This window comes from Castellaniella caeni NBRC 101664 (assembly GCF_001592225.1).
Classification (GTDB): Bacteria; Pseudomonadota; Gammaproteobacteria; order Burkholderiales; family Burkholderiaceae_B; genus Castellaniella; species Castellaniella caeni.
Map to the genome: position 1 here is coordinate 1 of NZ_BCWN01000010.1, position 16,866 is coordinate 16,866.

Consider the following 16,866-nt stretch of genomic DNA (forward strand, 5'->3'; position numbering starts at 1 on the left):
AGCCACACAGTCCTTCCACCCAGGCGCAATCGTCCCGCCTCGTCTGGGTTTGGGGCTTTGGCGATGTTGTCGGCGCTGTTTTTGCGCTGCTTCGCGTCTCGTCAGGCGGATAGGTGGCTCGGATGGAGGGACAGTGTGGTTCTTCCTGTCCTGGCATCCGAGCCGTCTTGTCGCCGAGGCGTCGCTGTGTATCGTGTTTGCGCGCCTCAGGGATAAAGGCCGCGCACCTGGCGGGCTTCGAGGATGCGCGAGCAGGCCACGATGAAGGCCGCCGTGCGCAGGGACACCTGGTGCTGCCGGGCGGTGCCGGAGATGGCCGCATAGGCCGAGCGCATCATGGCTTCGAGGCGGTGGTTGATCTCTTGCTCGGTCCAGAAGAAGCTTGAGAAGTCTTGCACCCACTCGAAGTAGCTGACCGTCACCCCGCCGGCGTTGGCCACCACGTCGGGGACGATGACCGTACCCTTGGACGAGATGATGTCGTCGGCTTCTGGCGTGGTGGGGCCGTTGGCGCCTTCGACCAGAATGCGCGTGCGGATGAGGTCGGCGTTATCGCTGGTGATCTGGCCTTCGAGGGCCGCCGGGATGAGGATGTCGGTTTCGAGCGACCAGAACTCTTGCGGGTTGAGGGTTTGCGTTTCAGCGGCCCCGGCCACCCCGCCGTTTTCGCGCACGTGTTCGGCCAGCGCGGGCACGTTGAGCCCGTGCGGGTTGTAGACGATACCCGTGTGGTCGTAGACGGCGATGACCTTGGCGCCCGCTTCGTTGAACAGCCGGGCGGCGGTGCCGCCCACGTTGCCAAAGCCCTGGATGGCGACGCGCGCACCCTTGATGTCGATGCCTGATTCGCGGGCGGCCTCGCAGGCGATGACGTAGACGCCGCGCCCGGTGGCTTCGACCCGACCCAGGCTGCCGCCCAGCGACACGGGCTTGCCGGTGACCACGCCCGTGGTGGTGCGGCCCTCGTTCATGGAGTACGTGTCCATCATCCAGGCCATGACCTGGCCGTTGGTGTTCACGTCGGGGGCCGGGATGTCTTTGTTGGGGCCGATGATGTCGTGGATCTCGCTGGTGTAGCGGCGCGTGATGCGTTCGAGTTCGGCGTGCGAATACTTGCGCGGGTCGATGCGGATGCCGCCCTTGGCGCCGCCGAAAGGCAGGTTGACCGCGGCGGATTTCACCGACATCCAGGCCGACAGCGCCATGACTTCGGAGAGCGTGACGTCTTGGTGGAAGCGCACGCCGCCCTTGCCGGGGCCGCGCGAGGTGTTGTGCTGTACCCGGTAGCCTTCAAAGTGGGCGACCGTGCCGTCGTCGAGTTCGACGGGGACATCGACGATGAGAATGCGCTTGGGGCGCTTGAGGGTTTCGACCCATCGTGCCAGGGGGCCCAGATACGGAGTGACCCGATCGACCTGCTCGAGATAGATGCCCCAGGGGCCTGGGTGAGCAGCGTCGAGGTACGACGGTAGAACTTGGGAATGCGGTTCAGCCATGGTGTGCAGCCTTTTGACGAGTTAAGCATGTTCAAGGACATACAACTGGCACCATTTTAGTGCCGGTTTTGTTTCTCTTGCATCCGGACGGGCGCCGACTCGGGTTTTCCGGGGGGTACGGGCGCCCGGCGCCGGACGGGCCCGGCGGCGGCGCCAGGGTTATATGGAACCAACCATTTATTCGTTCGTCCGGCCTGGATGAGGGCGCACACTGGGCACCTTCGTCACTGGTCGGCGCGCCGTTTCGCGCAGCCGGTGGGCAAACCCGGGCGCCTGGCCTTTGGCCGGAGCCCGTCCGCTTTCCCTGGAGCATGCCGATGCCGTCTTCTCTTTCGCCTTCCTTGCAGCCGCGCTGGCAGGCCCTGCTGGCCCGCCTGGCCGAGATCGCGGCAGCGCACCCGGATGCGCTGCTGGCCTCGTCCATGGGCGTGGAGGACACCCTGCTCATCCACGCCTTGGCCCAGCAGCCCACCACGCGGCTGGGGGTGTTCATGCTGGATACAGGGCGGCTGCATGCCGAAACGCTTGCCATGGTGGACGTCATCCGCGCGCGCTACGGCATCGAGGTGCTGCGCGTGCACCCGGATGCGGGCGCGGTGGCGGCCCACGTGGCGGCGCATGGCGAGTACGCCTTCTATGAAAGCGTGGCCCTGCGCAAAGAATGCTGCGGCATTCGCAAGGTCGAGCCCCTGCGCCGCGCGCTGGCTGGGCATTCGGCCTGGATCACCGGCCAGCGCCGCGAGCAGTCCGTCACCCGGGCCGAAATCGCCGAAACCGAATGGGACGAGACCTTCGGCCTGCGCAAATTCAATCCGCTGGCGGGCTGGACGTCCGACGAGGTCTGGGCCGTGGTGCGCGCCCTGGACGTCCCCTACAACCCCTTGCACGACCGTGGCTATCCCTCGATCGGCTGCGAGCCCTGTACGCGCGCCGTGCGACCCGGCGAAGACCCGCGCGCCGGGCGCTGGTGGTGGGAACAGCGCGACAGTCGCGAGTGCGGCCTGCACGCCGCCAACCTGAACCACCCGCGCGTGCGCCCGCGCCTTGCCGCGCAGCCTGTCACGCCGCAGCCCCGTCCCGGCTTGTCGGCCACGGCGTTGCCTGCCGCCGGGCTCGACGCCCCGGCGGCCGAGGCCGCCCCGACGGGCGCCGCGTCACCCTTTCACCCCGCTTCTATTGAATCCTGATCATGGCTCAAGCAACCCTGCAATCGACTCGAACCCACCTGGATTGGCTGGAATCCGAAGCCATCCACATTTTGCGCGAAGTGGCCGCCGAGTGCGCGCGCCCCGTCCTGCTGTTTTCCGGCGGCAAGGATTCCTGTGTGCTGCTGCGGCTGGCTGAAAAGGCCTTTCGCCCCGGCCGCTTCCCGTTTCCGCTCATGCACATCGATACCGGCCACAACTTTCCCGAGGTGATCCGGTTCCGCGATCAACGCGCCGCCGAGCTGGGCGAAGAGCTCATCGTGCGCAGCGTCGAGGATTCGATCGCACGCGGCACCGTGGTGCTGCGCCACGCCACCGATTCGCGCAACGCCGCCCAGGCCACCACGCTGCTGGAATCCATCGCCGAGTTTCAGTTTGACGCCTGCATCGGCGGGGCGCGGCGCGACGAGGAAAAGGCGCGCGCCAAAGAGCGCATCTGCTCGTTTCGCGACGAGTTCGGCCAATGGGACCCGAAAGCCCAGCGGCCCGAGCTCTGGAACCTCTACAACACCCGGGTGCATGCGGGCGAGAACATCCGCGTCTTCCCGATTTCCAACTGGACGGAGCTGGACGTCTGGCAGTACATCGAGCGCGAGCAGCTGGCGCTGCCTTCGCTGTACTACGCCCACGAGCGCGAAGTCGTGCGCCGCCAGGGCTTGCTGGTGCCGGTCACGCCGCTGACCCCGCCGCGCAAGGGCGAGCACCCCGAGCGCCTCACCGTGCGCTTTCGCACCGTGGGCGACGTGTCGTGCACCTGCCCGGTAGCCTCCGACGCGGCCACGCCCGCCGCCATCATCGCCGAGACGGCGCTGACCACCATCACCGAGCGCGGCGCCACGCGCATGGATGACCAAACTTCCGAAGCGTCCATGGAACGGCGCAAGAAACTGGGGTACTTCTAATGAACGCCATCAACGAACTCTGGCAGGAAGGCCAGGAAAACCAGGAAACCGCCGTCTTGCGCCTGATTACGGCGGGCTCGGTGGACGACGGCAAGTCCACGCTCATCGGGCGTCTGCTGCTCGACAGCAAGGGCGTGTTTGCCGACCAGCTCAAAGCGATCGCCGGGTCGAAATACACGCGCGCGCCGGGCCAGGAGTACGACCTGGCGCTGCTCACCGACGGCCTGGAGGCCGAGCGCGAGCAGGGCATCACCATCGACGTGGCTTACCGTTACTTCGCCACCCCGGCGCGCAAGTTCATCGTGGCCGACGCGCCGGGCCACGAGCAGTACACGCGCAACATGGTCACGGGTGCGTCCACCGCCGATGCCGCCATCATCCTGATCGACGCCAGCCGCGTGACCGACGCCAGCCGCGTGACCGACGGCCAGTTGTTGCCGCAGACCAAGCGCCACAGCACGCTGGCGCAACTGCTGGGCCTGCGGCACATCATCGTGGCCGTCAACAAGATGGATCTGGTCGGCTGGGACGAGCGTGTCTTCCAGCGGATTCATGCCGCCTATCAGGATCTGGCCGAGCGCCTGGGGATCGCCTCGTATCACATCGTGCCGCTGTCGGCGCTGTCGGGCGACAACGTCGTGCAGCGCAGCGAGCACACGCCCTGGTATGGCGGCCTGCCGCTGCTGTCCCTGCTGGAAACCCTGCCGCTGGAGACGGTGCAAGACAGCGGCCAGCCGCGCTTTTTCGTGCAGTGGGTCATCCGCCACAACGGCAGCGGCCCCGACGCCTTTCGCGGCTACGCCGGGCAGCTGCAGGGCGGGGCCTGGCGCACGGGCGACACCGTCCAGGTGCTGCCGGGCGGCGAGACGGCAGCCATCCGGCAGATTCTGCGCGGGGTCGAGGCCGTCGAACAGGCCCTGCCGGGCGACAGCATCACCGTGGTGCTCGACCGCGACATCGACCTGTCGCGCGGTGACCTGCTGGTGGCCGCCGCCGACGCGCCCGTGGCGCGGCAGGACTTCGAGGCCGACATCTGCTGGCTGGATCAGCAGGCGCTCAATCCGGCGCGCTGGTACTGGCTCAAGCAGGGCTCGCGCCTGACGCAGGTGAAGGTGCGGGCCGTGCAGACGCGGCGCGACATCCACGAACTGCGCTCGGTCGCCTGGAGCGGCACTTTGGCCATGAACGACATCGGCCGCGTGCAGCTGCGCGCACGTGACCCGCTGGCGCTGGACGACTACGACGTGCAGCGCGCCACGGGCGCCTTCATTCTGATCGATGCCGCCAGCAACCAGACGGCGGCCGCCGGTCTGGTGCGGCTGGACGCCGCGGGCGCGCAGCCCGCGGCGTGATCGCTGGCGCATGGGGCGTTTGCATCCGCGGGCCGGGCTTTCAGGTGCCGAACGCCTTCAGCCCGTCCAGATCGAGCACTTCGACAGCGCCATATACCACTTTGAGCAGGCCGGCCGCTTCGAGTGAGCGCAGGGCCTGGTTGGTGCGCTGGCGCGACATGCGCGCCAGATAGCCGATTTCTTCCTGCGTGATTTCGAGCCGGGTGCTGTTGCCAGGGTAGAGCAGGGGGTTGAACAGCTCGGCCAGGCAGCGTGCCACCCGCGCGTCGGGGGCCAGCAGGCGGTCGTGCTCGGCCTTGCCGATGAACTGCGCCACCCGTTCGTTGAGCTGGTGCAGCAAGAAGCGGTTGAAGGGGATGCTGCCGTCGAGCAGCCAGTTGAAGGTATCGCCCCGCAGCCGCGCGATGGTGCTGCGGCGCAGGGCGATGATGTCGTATTTGCGCGCCTCGCGCTTGAGCAGCGACCCTTCGCCGATCCAGCCGCCCGAGGGTACGCCGGTGAGCGAGGCCATTTTGCCGTCGGCATTGCCCACCGACACTTTCACCAGACCGTCGAGCACGCCGATCCAGGCGCTGGCGATGGCGCCCTTGTGTTCGATGATGGTGCCCGCTTCGATGTCCGCGATGGTGGTGTCGCGCAGCACGCGCGCCTGTTGCGCATCGTCGAGCAGGTCGAACCAGGCTGCGTGAGTTTCTAAAACCCGCGACAGGTTCATGGGGAATTACCCTAGATCGTGAATGAATGTCATATGTACGACAGTTCTGGTGGCGGACAGCTTGTACCTTAAGCCCCGTATCGCCCGATAGAGGCGCATCACCCAGCCCTGTGGTTCGCACGGGGGCTGGGCCTAGGAGACATCATGGTACAGGAAACCACCCTTGCGGTGACCTTCCCCGCGTTGTTGATGCACCATGCGCAGGTTCGCGCCCAGCGGCCCGCCATGCGGGAGAAAGACCTGGGCATCTGGCAAACCCTGACCTGGGCTCAGGTGGCCGCCGAAGTGCGCCGCGTGGCCGCCGGCCTGGCGCACCTGGGCGTGGCCGTGGACGAGCACGTGGCCATCGTCGGCGAGAACCGCCCGCGCCTCTACATGGCGATGATGGCGGCGCAGTGTCTGGGGGCGATTCCGGTGCCGCTGTATCAAGACGCCGTGGCCGACGAGATGGCCTTCGTGCTGCAGGACGCCGAGGTCGGCGTGGTGGTGGTCGAAGACCAGGAACAGCTCGACAAGATGCTCGAAGTCTCCGACCGCTGCCCCGCGCTGCGGGCGCTGGTGTACGACGATCCGCGTGGCCTGCGCAACTACCAGGATGCGCGCCTGCTGTCCTGGGATGCCTTGCTGGCGCTGGGCGATGCCCGCCGCGCCCGGCAGCCCGACGAAATCGACGCGCGCATGGCCGCCATTGCCGCGGACGACACCGCAGCCATGTTCTACACCTCGGGCACCACGGGCAAGCCCAAGGGGGTCGTGCTCAGCCACCAGGCGCTCATCGACCGCGCCCGCGTCATCGAGCGCTTCGAGGGCCTGACCGACCACGAAGACGTGCTGGCCTACCTGCCGCCCGCCTGGATCGGCCAGAACATGTTTTCCTATACGCAGTTTCTCACCACGGGCTTTACCGTCAATCATCCCGAATCCCCCGAGACGGTGGCCATCGACATGCGCGACATTGGCCCCACCTATTATTTCGCGCCGCCGCGCGTGCTCGAAGGGCTGCTTACGCACGTGATGATCCGCATGGAAGACGCCGGGCGCTTCAAGCGCTGGCTGTTTCACCACGCCATGGCGCTGGCGCGCCGCGTAGGCCCCCACATCCTCGATGGCGACGGCTCGGTGGGCTTCTGGGATCGCTGCAAATACGCGTTGGGCACGCTGCTCGTCTACGGCCCCTTGCGCAATACGCTGGGCATGAGCCGGGTGCGGGTGGCGTATACCGCGGGCGAGGCCATCGGGCCCGACCTCTTCGTGTTCTACCGCTCGATCGGCATCAACCTCAAGCAGCTGTACGGCTCGACCGAAACCTCGGTCTTCGTCTGCGTGCAGGCCAACGGCCAGGTACGCGACGATACCGTCGGCCCGCCGTGCGCTGGCGTCGATATCCGCGTGGCCGACAGCGGCGAAATCCAGGTGCGCAGCCCAGGCCTGTTCACGGGCTACTACCGTAATCCCCAGGCCACCGCCGAATCCTACACCGAAGACGGCTGGTATCACACGGGGGACGCCGGCTATCTGGATGCCGACGGGCAGTTGAAGATCATCGATCGCGCCAAGGACGTCGGGCGCCTGGCCGACGGCAGCCTGTTCGCGCCCAAGTACATCGAAAACAAGCTCAAGTTCTTCCCCTTCATCAAAGAAGTGGTGGCTTTCGGCGCCGACCGTCCCGAGGTCTGCGCCTTCATCAACATCGACCTCGAAGCCGTGGGCAACTGGGCCGAACGCCGTGGCCTGCCTTATGCCGGCTATACCGATCTGGCATCCAAGGACGAGGTCTATGCGCTCATCCGTGACTGTGTCGAACAGGTCAACCGCGACCTTGCCCAAGACCCCAAGCTGGCCGCCTCGCAGGTGGCGCGCTTCCTCATCCTGCACAAAGAGCTCGACCCCGACGACGACGAACTCACCCGCACGCGCAAGGTGCGCCGGGCCTTCATCGCGCAGAAATACGCGGTGCTCGTCGAGGCCCTGTTCCAGGGGCTGGATCAGCAGTACATCGAGACCGAGGTTAAGTTCGAAGATGGCCGTACGGGCCGCATTGCCGCCCACCTGCGCATCGAGCCCGCCGAGGTGGCCTTGCCCGAACCCCTGAAGAAGGTGGCGTAGATGAGTCTCACCGCAAGTGAAACCGCAGGCGTGCAGGTGGTGGACGATGATCGCGCGGCGCGCATCGGTGCCGTCATCCTCGACCTGCAGCGCATTTCTCTGTCGTTTGGCGGGGTCAAGGCGCTCACCGACATTTCCTTTGACGTGCGCGAGCACGAGATCCGCGCCATCATCGGCCCCAACGGGGCGGGCAAAAGCTCGATGCTCAACGTCATCAATGGCGTCTACACCCCGCAAGAAGGCCGCATTCTGCTGCAAGGCCGACAGTTTGCCCGCATGAACCCGCGCCGCGCCGCCGAAATGGGCATTGCGCGCACCTTCCAGAACCTGGCCTTGTTCAAGGGCATGAGCGTGCTCGACAACATCATGACGGGGCGCAACCTGCGCATGAAAAGCGGCATCCTCGCGCAGGCCCTGCGCCTGGGTTCGGCCGAGCGCGAAGAACTGGCGCACCGCGCCTTCGTCGAAAACATCATTGATTTCCTGCAGCTGCAGGCCTATCGCAAGACGCCGGTGGGGCGCCTGCCCTATGGTCTGCAAAAGCGCGTCGATCTGGGGCGGGCGCTGGCCATGGAGCCGCGCATGCTGCTGCTCGACGAACCCATGGCGGGCATGAACATCGAAGAAAAGCAGGACATGAGCCGCTACATCCTCGACGTCAACGACGAGTTCGGCACCACCATCGTGCTCATCGAACACGACATGGGGGTGGTGATGGACATTTCCGACCGCGTCGTCGTGCTCGATTATGGCCGCAAGATCGGCGACGGCACGCCCGACGAGGTGCGCGGCAATCCCGAGGTGATCCGGGCCTATCTGGGCACGACCCATTGAACGGCGGCGCGGCGTGGCCGCGCGTCTCCGTCCGCGGGCCGAGGCAGGCCGCCGGGCGGGGCTGAGACAAGGAGAAGGCAGTGGGGTTTTTTCTCGAAACACTGATCGGCGGCTTGATGAGCGGCATGCTCTACGCGCTGGTGGCGCTGGGCTTCGTGCTCATCTTCAAGGCCTCGGGCGTCTTCAACTTCGCCCAGGGCGCCATGGTACTGATCGCCGCGCTGGCCATGGCGCGCCTGTCGGGCTGGATTGACGGCTGGCTGGGCGGGCAATCGCCCATCCTGGCCAACCTGCTGGCCTTCGCACTCGCGGCCGTCTTCATGTGGCTGATCGCGGTGCTGGTCGAGCGCTGGGTCTTGCGCCACCTGGTCAACCAAGAGGCCACCACGCTGCTCATGGCCACCATCGGCATCAGCTATTTCCTCGATGGTATCGGCCAGATTCTGTTCGGCAGCTCGGTGTATTCCATCAACGTGGGCATGCCCAAAGACCCCTGGTTCATCCTCGACGGCACGTTCGAAGGCGGCGTGCTGGTCAGCCTCGAAGACCTTACGGCGGCCCTGGTGGCGGCGGTGCTGGTGGCCATCCTGGCGTTTTTCTTCCAGTACACCAAGGTGGGGCGCGCCTTGCGTGCCGTGGCCGACGATCACCAGGCGGCGCAGTCGGTGGGCATTCCGCTCAACCGCATCTGGGTGGTGGTCTGGACGGTCGCCGGGCTGGTGGCGCTCGTCACCGGCATCGTCTGGGGGTCTAAGTTTGGCGTGCAGTTCACCCTGTCCACGGCGGCCCTGCGGGCCTTGCCGGTGGTCATTCTGGGGGGGCTCACCTCGGTGCCGGGCGCCATCGTCGGCGGGCTCATCATCGGGGTGGGCGAAAAGCTCTCCGAAGTCTATCTGGGGCCCTTCGTGGGCGGCGGCATCGAAATCTGGTTTGCCTACGTGCTGTCCCTGGTGTTTCTCCTCTTTCGCCCGCAAGGCCTGTTTGGCGAAAAAATCATCGACCGCGTCTGAGTGCGCCGGACATCAGGCTTGAAGGAGGTTCGCATCCATGTTTTATCGTGAAAATGGCCAGTTCAAGAGTTCGTACCGGGCCGATCAGCAGATTTTCCCCATCCGCCAGGATCGCTGGTTCGTTTCCATCGTCCTGCTGCTGGCCTTTGCCGGCATCCCGCTGTGGGCGTCCGACTACTTCCTGCAGGCCATCCTCATCCCCTTTCTCATCCTGTCGCTGGCGGCCATCGGCCTGAACGTGCTGGTGGGTTATTGCGGCCAGATTTCCATCGGCTCGGGGGCCTTCATGGCGGTGGGCGCCTATGCCGCCTGGAACTTCGGCGTGCGCCTCGACTGGCCGCTGGTCGTGCAGATCCTGCTGGGCGGGGTGTTCGCCACGCTGGCGGGCGTGGTGTTCGGCGTGCCCAGCCTGCGCATCCGCGGCCTGTACCTGGCCGTCACCACGCTGGCGGCGCAGTTCTTCATGGACTGGGTCTTCCTGCGCATCCCGTATTTCACCAACTACTCCACCTCGGGCAATGTTTCAGTGCCCGCGCTCGACTTCTTCGGCCTGCCGGTGGTCACTCCGGCGCAGAAATACCTGTTCGTGCTGCTGTTCGTGGCCGTCATCGGCCTGCTCACCAAGAACCTGGTGCGCGGCGCCATCGGGCGCCAGTGGATGGCCATCCGCGACATGGACGTGGCCGCCGCGGTCATCGGCATCCGGCCCGTCTACGCCAAGCTCACGGCCTTCGCCGTCAGCTCGTTCATCATCGGGGTGGCGGGGGCGTTGTGGGCCTACATCCACCTGGGCTCCTGGGAACCCCTGGCGTTCGACCTCAACCGCTCGCTGCAGCTGCTGTTCATCATCATCATCGGCGGACTGGGCTCCATCATCGGCAGCTTCTTTGGCGCGGCCTTCATGGTGCTCGTGCCCGTGCTGCTCACCAACGTGCCGCATGCGCTGGGCCTGTCGCTGCCCGTCGATCTGGCGGCGCACATCGAGCACATGGTGTTCGGCTTCCTGATCGTGTTCTTTCTCATCGTCGAGCCGCACGGCCTGGCCAGGCTCTGGAGCATCGCCAAGGAAAAACTCAGAATCTGGCCATTTCCACACTGAGGTGGCCATGTCCTTGCCCCGGGTCGGCGCGTTCATGAAGCGGCCGTGTCGGGGCGGGGTTCAACCCGGCGGTGCCATCCAGGGCCGTCTCATTTAAAACAAGGTGCGCACAGCACCAGGAGGAGCGACAGATGAAGCTGAAGCAGGCACTGGGCAAGACCACGGCGGCTGCCGTGCTGGCCGCCACGGGTTTGATGGGTGTTGCCAGCACGGCGCAGGCCGCCGGCGAGCAGTTCATCCCCTTGCTGGTTTACCGAACCGGCTCGTTTGCCCCCTTGGGCATTCCCTGGGCGGATGGCAAGCTCGATTATCTGAAAATGATCAATGCGCGCGATGGCGGCGTCAATGGCGTGAAAATCGTCTACGAAGAGTGCGAGACGGCGTATTCCACCGACAAGGGGGTGGAATGCTACGAGCGCCTGAAAGACAAGTTCGGTGGGGCCACCGGTTTTGACACGCAATCCACCGGCATCACCTTTGCCGTCACCGACAAGGCCATGGTGGATGGCCGTTCCGTGGTCTCGGTGGGCTATGGCCTGTCGCAGTCCGCCGATGGCCGGGTGTTCAAGTGGAATTTCCCGCTGCTGGGCAATTACTGGACGGCCTACGATTCCATCATCCAGGACATCGCCAAGAATCTGGGCGGCGAAGACAAGCTCAAGGGCAAGAAGATCGCCCTGGTGTATCACGATTCGCCGTTTGGCAAAGAGCCCATCGCCCTGCTCGAAGCGCGCGCCAAGGCCAACGGTTTCGCGCTGCAGCTTTATCCGGTGGCCGCGCCCGGCGTCGAGCAGAAATCCACCTGGCTGCAGATTCGCAAGAACCGGCCCGATTTCGTGCTGATGCAAAGCGCCGGCATCATGACGCCCACCGCCATCCGCGAGGCGCAGGCCGTGGGCTATCCGCGCGACAAGATGTACGGCATCTGGTGGGCCAGTTCCGAGACCGACGTGGCCGACCTGGGCGACACGGCCAAGGGCTATCACGGCATCACCATCCAGAACAGCGCCGAGCATGGCCGCGCGCACGACGACATCCGCAAGTACGTCTACGACAAAGGCCAGGGCTCGGACAAGGACGGCAAGACCTTCGGCTCGCTGGCCTATACGCGCGGCATGATGATCTCCATGCTGCAGGTCGAGGCCATCCGCGCGGCACAGGAAAAATTCGGCAAGGGCCAGGTCATGACGCCCGAGCAGGTGCGCTGGGGCTACGAGCACCTCAACCTGGACGAGGCCAAGCTCGAACAGCTGGGCTTCGCCAAGCTGATGCGCCCCGTGCAGACCACCTGCGAGAACCACCTGGGCACCGACTGGGCGCGCATCATCCAGTGGGATGGCAAGAAGTTCCAGGTGGTGTCGGGCTGGTATCAGTCCGACCCCAAGTACGTGCAGCCCCTGGTGCAGTCGCTGGGTGAAAAATATGCCGCGGAAAAGAAGCTGCCGGTGCGTGATTGCGCGGCCGAAGGCTGATCGGGCCAGGGTAGGGCTGGGCGCGGGCTCGGCCCCGCGCCTTGCGGTCTGTCCGGACCGGGTCGCAAGACAGTAGCAGGAGACACATCTTTATGGAAAACGCACAGACCATCGAGCGCGAGGTGGTGGCCACCCAACCGGCGGCGTTGCTTGACGTCAATGGCATCGAGGTCATCTACAACCACGTGATCCTGGTGCTCAAGGGGGTGTCGCTCAGTGTCCCCGAAGGCCACATCGTGGCCTTGCTGGGGGCCAACGGGGCGGGCAAGACCACGACGCTGCGGGCAATTTCCAACCTCTTGCGCGGCGAGCGCGGCGAGGTCACCAAGGGCAGCATCGAGTATCGCGGCGAACGCATCGAGTCGCTGTCGCCCGCCGAGCTCGTGCAGCGCGGGGTGGTGCAGGTGATGGAAGGCCGCCACTGCTTCGCCCACCTGAGCATCGAGGAAAACCTGCTGACGGGGGCGTATACCCGCCCGCTGGGCCGGGCCGATCTGGCTGCGGCGCTCGATCGTGTCTACCAGTATTTTCCGCGCCTGAAGCAGCGCCGCAAGAGCCAGGCGGGGTATACCTCCGGCGGCGAGCAGCAGATGGCCGCCATTGGCCGCGCGCTCATGGCCGATCCGCGCATGATCCTGCTCGACGAACCCTCCATGGGGCTGGCGCCGCAGATCGTCGAGGAAATCTTCGAGATCGTGCGCGACCTCAATCAGCGCGAGGGGGTCAGCTTCCTGCTGGCCGAACAGAACACCAACGTGGCGTTGCGCTATGCCGACTACGGCTACATCCTGGAAAACGGGCGCGTGATGATGGATGGCGCGGCGCGGGCGCTGGCGGACAACGCCGACGTCAAAGAGTTTTACCTGGGGGTGTCCGGTGCGGGTCGCACCAGCTTTCGCGACACCAAGTTCTATCGTCGGCGCAAGCGCTGGCTGGCCTGACGCACGGGAGATGGCATGCAGGCATATTTTGACGCGCGCGAGACCATGGCCGCCGAAGAACGTGAGCACGCGCTGTTCCAGCGCCTGCCCGGGGTGCTGACACAGGCGCGCGCGCGGGCGCCGGCCATCGCGCGGCAGTTGCGCGGGGTCGATCCCGCGCAGGTGACGTCGCGGGCGCTGCTGTCGCAGGTGCCGGTCTTGCGCAAGAGCGAGCTGCTGCAGGTGCAGCATGCCGCACGCATCGCCCGCGCGGTCGGCACGGGCGATGCCGAGCGGGTGCGCGTGTTCGGCGGGTTTTCGACAATCGGCTGGGGCGCGGCGCGACGCGTGTTCGCGTCGCCCGGCCCCATCTACGAGCCCGAGAGCACCCGGCCCGATTACTGGGGCTTTGCCCGTGCCCTGCACGCGGCGGGCGTGCGCGCGGGCGACTTGGTACACAACTGTTTTTCCTACCATTTCACCCCTGCGGGGTCGATGATGGAAACCGCCGCCCACGCGCTGGGCTGCACCGTGTTCCCGGGCGGTGTGGGGCAGACCGAGCAGCAGGTGCGCGCCATGGCCGACCTGGCGCCGCAGGCCTATACCGGCACGCCCAGCTTCCTGCGCATCATCTTCGAGAAGGCCGACGACATGGGTGTGGCGCTGCCATCCATGCGTCGCGCCCTGTTTTCCGGCGAGGCGTATCCACCGTCACTGCAGGCTTGGTTCGAGGCGCACGGCGTGCTGGGTTATCAGGCCTATGGCAGCGCCGATCTGGGCATGGTGGCCTACGAAACCGATGCCCGCGACGGCCTGGTCATCAACGAAGACCTCATCGTCGAGATTGTGCGGCCCGGCACCAGTCAGCCCGTGCCCGAGGGTGAGGTGGGCGAGGTGGTGGTCACTACTTTCAATCCGGATTACCCGTTGGTGCGTTTTGGCACGGGCGATCTTTCCGCCCTCATGCCGGGGGTGTCGGCCTGTGGCCGCACCAATGGGCGCCTGCGCGGCTGGCTGGGGCGCGCCGACCAGACCACCAAGGTACGCGGCATGTTCGTGCATCCCGAGCAGATTGCCCGGGTGCTCGACTGCCACCCGCAGATCGGCCGGGCGCGCCTGGTGGTGTCCGGCGAAATGGGCCACGACGTCATGACGCTGAAGGTCGAGTCCGGCGTGCAGTTGGACGTCATCCGGGTGGCCGAGACGGTACGCGATCAGACCAAGCTGCGGGCCGTGGTTGATGTCGTGCCCTTGGGTAGCCTGCCCAACGACGGCAAGGTAATCGAGGATGTCCGCCGCTATGACTGAACACACTGGCCCCTTGTCGGGCCGATGTGTTTGGGCCGCGTCGTTGCGGCTTGTCGGTGGCTGCCGCTAGGGGCGGATGGCGGCAGTCGGCGTGGTCTGGGCTGGTCTCAGGCCTTTTTGAGGGCCAGCGCGCGCCCCGCGCGGCTGGACGTGGGGCGGCCGATGGTGGTCGAGATCCACTGGCCGATGTCCACCACGGCATCGAGGTCAACCCCCGTGTGCAGGCCCTGGCCGCGCAGCAGGTAGAGTACGTCTTCGGTGGCGACGTTGCCTGTGGCGCCCTTGGCGTAGGGGCAGCCGCCCAGGCCGGCGACCGAACTGTGGAAAATGCGCACCCCGCATTCCAGCGCCGACAGGATATTGGCCAGCGCCTGGCCGTAGGTATCGTGGAAATGCCCCGACACCTGGGTGTCCAGCCGCGCCACCTGGCCCACGGCCCGCATCACGCGGGCCACCTGCGCCGCCGTGCCGACCCCGATGGTGTCGGCCACGTCGATTTCGTCGCACCCCAGCTTGAGCAGGCGTTCGGCCACGTCCACCACGGCGGAAATTGGAGTTTCGCCCTGGTACGGGCAGCCCAGTGCGCAGCTGATGCTGCCGCGCAGGCGCAGGCTCGCCGCCTTGGCGGCTGCCGCGACGGGTTCGAAGCGGGCGATGGATTCGGCAATCGAGCAATTGATGTTGCGCTGCGAAAAGGCCTCGCTGGCGGCGCCGAAGATGACGACTTCGTCGGCCCGCGCGGCCAGGGCGCCTTCGAGTCCTTTCATGTTGGGCACCAGCGCCGAGTAGATCGTGCCGGGCCGCCGCTGGATACCCGCCATGACCTGGGCGCCATCGGCCATCTGCGGCACCCATTTGGGCGACACGAACGAGGCGGCCTCGACGTTGGCGAAACCCGCCGCCGCGAGCCGGTCGACCAGTTCGATCTTGGCCGCGGTCTCGACGAACTGCTTTTCATTCTGCAGGCCATCGCGGGGCCCGACTTCGACGATCTTGATGTGTTCTGTCATGGATGAACCTTGCAATGCGCCTTGAAACGCGTTCTGTCTGCTGGAAGCGGCCGACCCTGGCTGGGGCCGACCTCATGATGACGATGATAACGCGCGCAGGGGCGCCGATGACGCGTTGGCGGCGTGCCTGGCGGCGGCGGTGCTGATGGGACGGGTGGTGCTAGCGGCGCGTGAAGCACCCGTCGGCCTGGCGCAGGATGTGCCCGTCGATTTCCAGCAGGGTGAGCTCGGCCATCAGGTGCGCCATGGGCCAGCCCAGGCGCAGGTGCAAGTCGTCGGCGCTGGCCGGGCCTTCATGCAAGGCCTGCAGCAAGACCTGGCTGTCGTCCTGCACCTGGGCTTCGTCCGTATCGGCCAGGCCTGCCCGTGAGGCTGCCGGGCCATCCGGCGCGACAGGCGCCGGTGCGTGCGTTGATGTCGGGGCGGCTGGCATGGGGCTCACGGCTGGCGCTACCTGCTCCGCGTCTGGACAGGGCTTGGTGGTCGATGCCGCCGGTGGCGTGAACAGGCCGTCCAGTCTGCCTTGCGCCAGCTCTTCCAGAATATCCTGACCGGATTCCACCAGTTTGGCGCCCTGGCGGATGAGGCGGTGGCAGCCGCGCGACAGCGGCGAATGGATGGAGCCGGGGATGGCGAAGACTTCGCGCCCCAGTTCGCCCGCCAGGCGGGCCGTGATGAGCGAGCCGCTCTGGGGAGCGGCCTGCACCACCAGCACCCCCTGGCTCAGTGCCGCCACCAGGCGGTTGCGTTTGGGAAAGTGAAAGGGCAGGCCCTGGGCGCCCAGGGGGAACTCGGACAGCATCAGGCCGTGCTCGGCGATGCGGTGCGCCAGGGGGCGGTGCGCGGCGGGGTAGACGCGGTCGATGCCCGTGCCCAGCACGGCCAGGGTGCCGCCGCCGGACGGCCCGGCCTGCAGGGCGCCCGCGTGGGCCGCCCCGTCGATGCCGCTGGCCAGGCCGCTGATGACGCACCAGCCGTGCCCGGCCAGATATTGTGCGAATTCAAAGGCGTTGCGTTCGCCCTCGTGGTTGGCGTGCCGGGCCCCGACGATGGCGATCTTGGGGCGCGACAGCACGTCCAGGCAACCGTGGGCGTACAGCACCAGGGGCGGGTCGCCCAGCTGCAGCAGGGCAGGCGGGTAGAGCGGGTCGGCCAGCGTCAGCAGGGTGTGTGTCGGGGCACGCAGCCAGTCGAGGGCCTGTTCGATTTGGGCTTGCAGCGGCTCGGGCGTTTCTTGCCGCAGCTGGGCCGCCAGCGGCGCGCCCAACAGGCGCGCCAACTGGCCGACGGGTGCCGCGTAGATGTCTTGCGGCAGGCCCAGCGCGGACAGCAGCTGGCGCGCCTGCGCCGCGTCCAGATCGGGTTCGAGGCTCAGGCGTATCCAGGCGCGCAGTTCGGGTTCGGCAATCGTCAGTGGCATGGGCGGCAGTGTGCCAC

14 protein-coding genes are annotated in these 16,866 nt (G+C 66.5%); 10 read left to right on the top strand and 4 right to left on the bottom strand.

From position 1 onward, the window contains the following. Positions 1-206 precede the first annotated feature (206 nt). Positions 207-1,496: a Glu/Leu/Phe/Val family dehydrogenase gene (locus CCA01S_RS07870; RefSeq protein ID WP_066456584.1), complete on the bottom strand. Its 1,290-nt coding sequence runs from the start codon at positions 1,494-1,496 to the stop codon at positions 207-209. Between the two features lie 317 nt (positions 1,497-1,813). Here CCA01S_RS07870 and CCA01S_RS07875 point away from each other — a divergent pair, with 317 nt between their 5' ends. From CCA01S_RS07875 to CCA01S_RS07885, 3 genes are read left to right on the top strand one after another with little or no spacing between them, the layout of a single operon-like run. Further along, positions 1,814-2,683 carry a phosphoadenylyl-sulfate reductase gene (locus CCA01S_RS07875; protein WP_084386604.1) on the top strand — a complete coding sequence of 290 codons (870 nt, stop codon included), beginning with the start codon at positions 1,814-1,816 and terminating at the stop codon, positions 2,681-2,683. A gap of 2 nt (positions 2,684-2,685) precedes the next feature. Then, the gene (cysD, locus tag CCA01S_RS07880) at positions 2,686-3,603 is read left to right on the top strand and encodes a sulfate adenylyltransferase subunit CysD (RefSeq protein ID WP_066456589.1); all 918 of its coding nucleotides are present in this window, start codon (positions 2,686-2,688) and stop codon (positions 3,601-3,603) included. Continuing rightward, on the top strand, positions 3,603-4,955 hold the full coding sequence (locus CCA01S_RS07885; RefSeq protein ID WP_066456592.1) for a sulfate adenylyltransferase subunit 1: 1,353 nt from the start codon (positions 3,603-3,605) through the stop codon (positions 4,953-4,955). Before cysD ends, CCA01S_RS07885 begins: the two co-directional genes overlap by 1 nt. Before the next feature lie 40 nt (positions 4,956-4,995). On the opposite strand, the gene CCA01S_RS07890 is transcribed toward CCA01S_RS07885, so the two are convergent. Beyond that, a complete protein-coding gene (locus tag CCA01S_RS07890; protein ID WP_066456597.1) occupies positions 4,996-5,670 on the bottom strand; it encodes a Crp/Fnr family transcriptional regulator in 675 nt (224 codons plus the stop codon). Positions 5,671-5,814: 144 nt separating this feature from the next. Here CCA01S_RS07890 and CCA01S_RS07895 point away from each other — a divergent pair, with 144 nt between their 5' ends. From CCA01S_RS07895 to CCA01S_RS07925, 7 genes are all read left to right on the top strand, one after another. Beyond that, positions 5,815-7,776, top strand: a complete 1,962-nt coding sequence (locus CCA01S_RS07895) for an AMP-dependent synthetase/ligase (protein ID WP_066456599.1) — start codon at positions 5,815-5,817, stop codon at positions 7,774-7,776. Continuing rightward, positions 7,777-8,610 carry an ABC transporter ATP-binding protein gene (locus CCA01S_RS07900; protein ID WP_066456602.1) on the top strand — a complete coding sequence of 278 codons (834 nt, stop codon included), beginning with the start codon at positions 7,777-7,779 and terminating at the stop codon, positions 8,608-8,610. Between the two features lie 80 nt (positions 8,611-8,690). Then, entirely contained in the window at positions 8,691-9,620 is a 930-nt protein-coding gene (locus CCA01S_RS07905) for a branched-chain amino acid ABC transporter permease (protein ID WP_066456606.1), read from the top strand. A gap of 37 nt (positions 9,621-9,657) precedes the next feature. Next, a complete protein-coding gene (locus CCA01S_RS07910) occupies positions 9,658-10,719 on the top strand; it encodes a branched-chain amino acid ABC transporter permease (protein ID WP_066456609.1) in 1,062 nt (353 codons plus the stop codon). Positions 10,720-10,850: 131 nt separating this feature from the next. Further along, positions 10,851-12,191, top strand: coding sequence for an ABC transporter substrate-binding protein (locus tag CCA01S_RS07915; RefSeq protein WP_066456611.1), 1,341 nt, complete (start codon positions 10,851-10,853; stop codon positions 12,189-12,191). A gap of 92 nt (positions 12,192-12,283) precedes the next feature. After that, positions 12,284-13,132: an ABC transporter ATP-binding protein gene (locus CCA01S_RS07920; RefSeq protein ID WP_066456613.1), complete on the top strand. Its 849-nt coding sequence runs from the start codon at positions 12,284-12,286 to the stop codon at positions 13,130-13,132. A 15-nt stretch (positions 13,133-13,147) separates the two neighbouring features. After that, positions 13,148-14,419, top strand: coding sequence for a phenylacetate--CoA ligase family protein (locus CCA01S_RS07925; protein ID WP_066456615.1), 1,272 nt, complete (start codon positions 13,148-13,150; stop codon positions 14,417-14,419). A 107-nt stretch (positions 14,420-14,526) separates the two neighbouring features. Here CCA01S_RS07925 and CCA01S_RS07930 read toward each other — a convergent pair whose 3' ends face one another. Together CCA01S_RS07930 and dprA are read right to left on the bottom strand one after the other, a co-directional pair. Next, the gene (locus CCA01S_RS07930) at positions 14,527-15,429 is read right to left on the bottom strand and encodes a hydroxymethylglutaryl-CoA lyase (RefSeq protein WP_066456617.1); all 903 of its coding nucleotides are present in this window, start codon (positions 15,427-15,429) and stop codon (positions 14,527-14,529) included. Between the two features lie 160 nt (positions 15,430-15,589). Further along, complete coding sequence (gene dprA, locus CCA01S_RS07935) at positions 15,590-16,849, bottom strand: DNA-processing protein DprA (RefSeq protein ID WP_066456618.1); 1,260 nt, start codon at positions 16,847-16,849, stop codon at positions 15,590-15,592. Positions 16,850-16,866 lie beyond the last annotated feature (17 nt).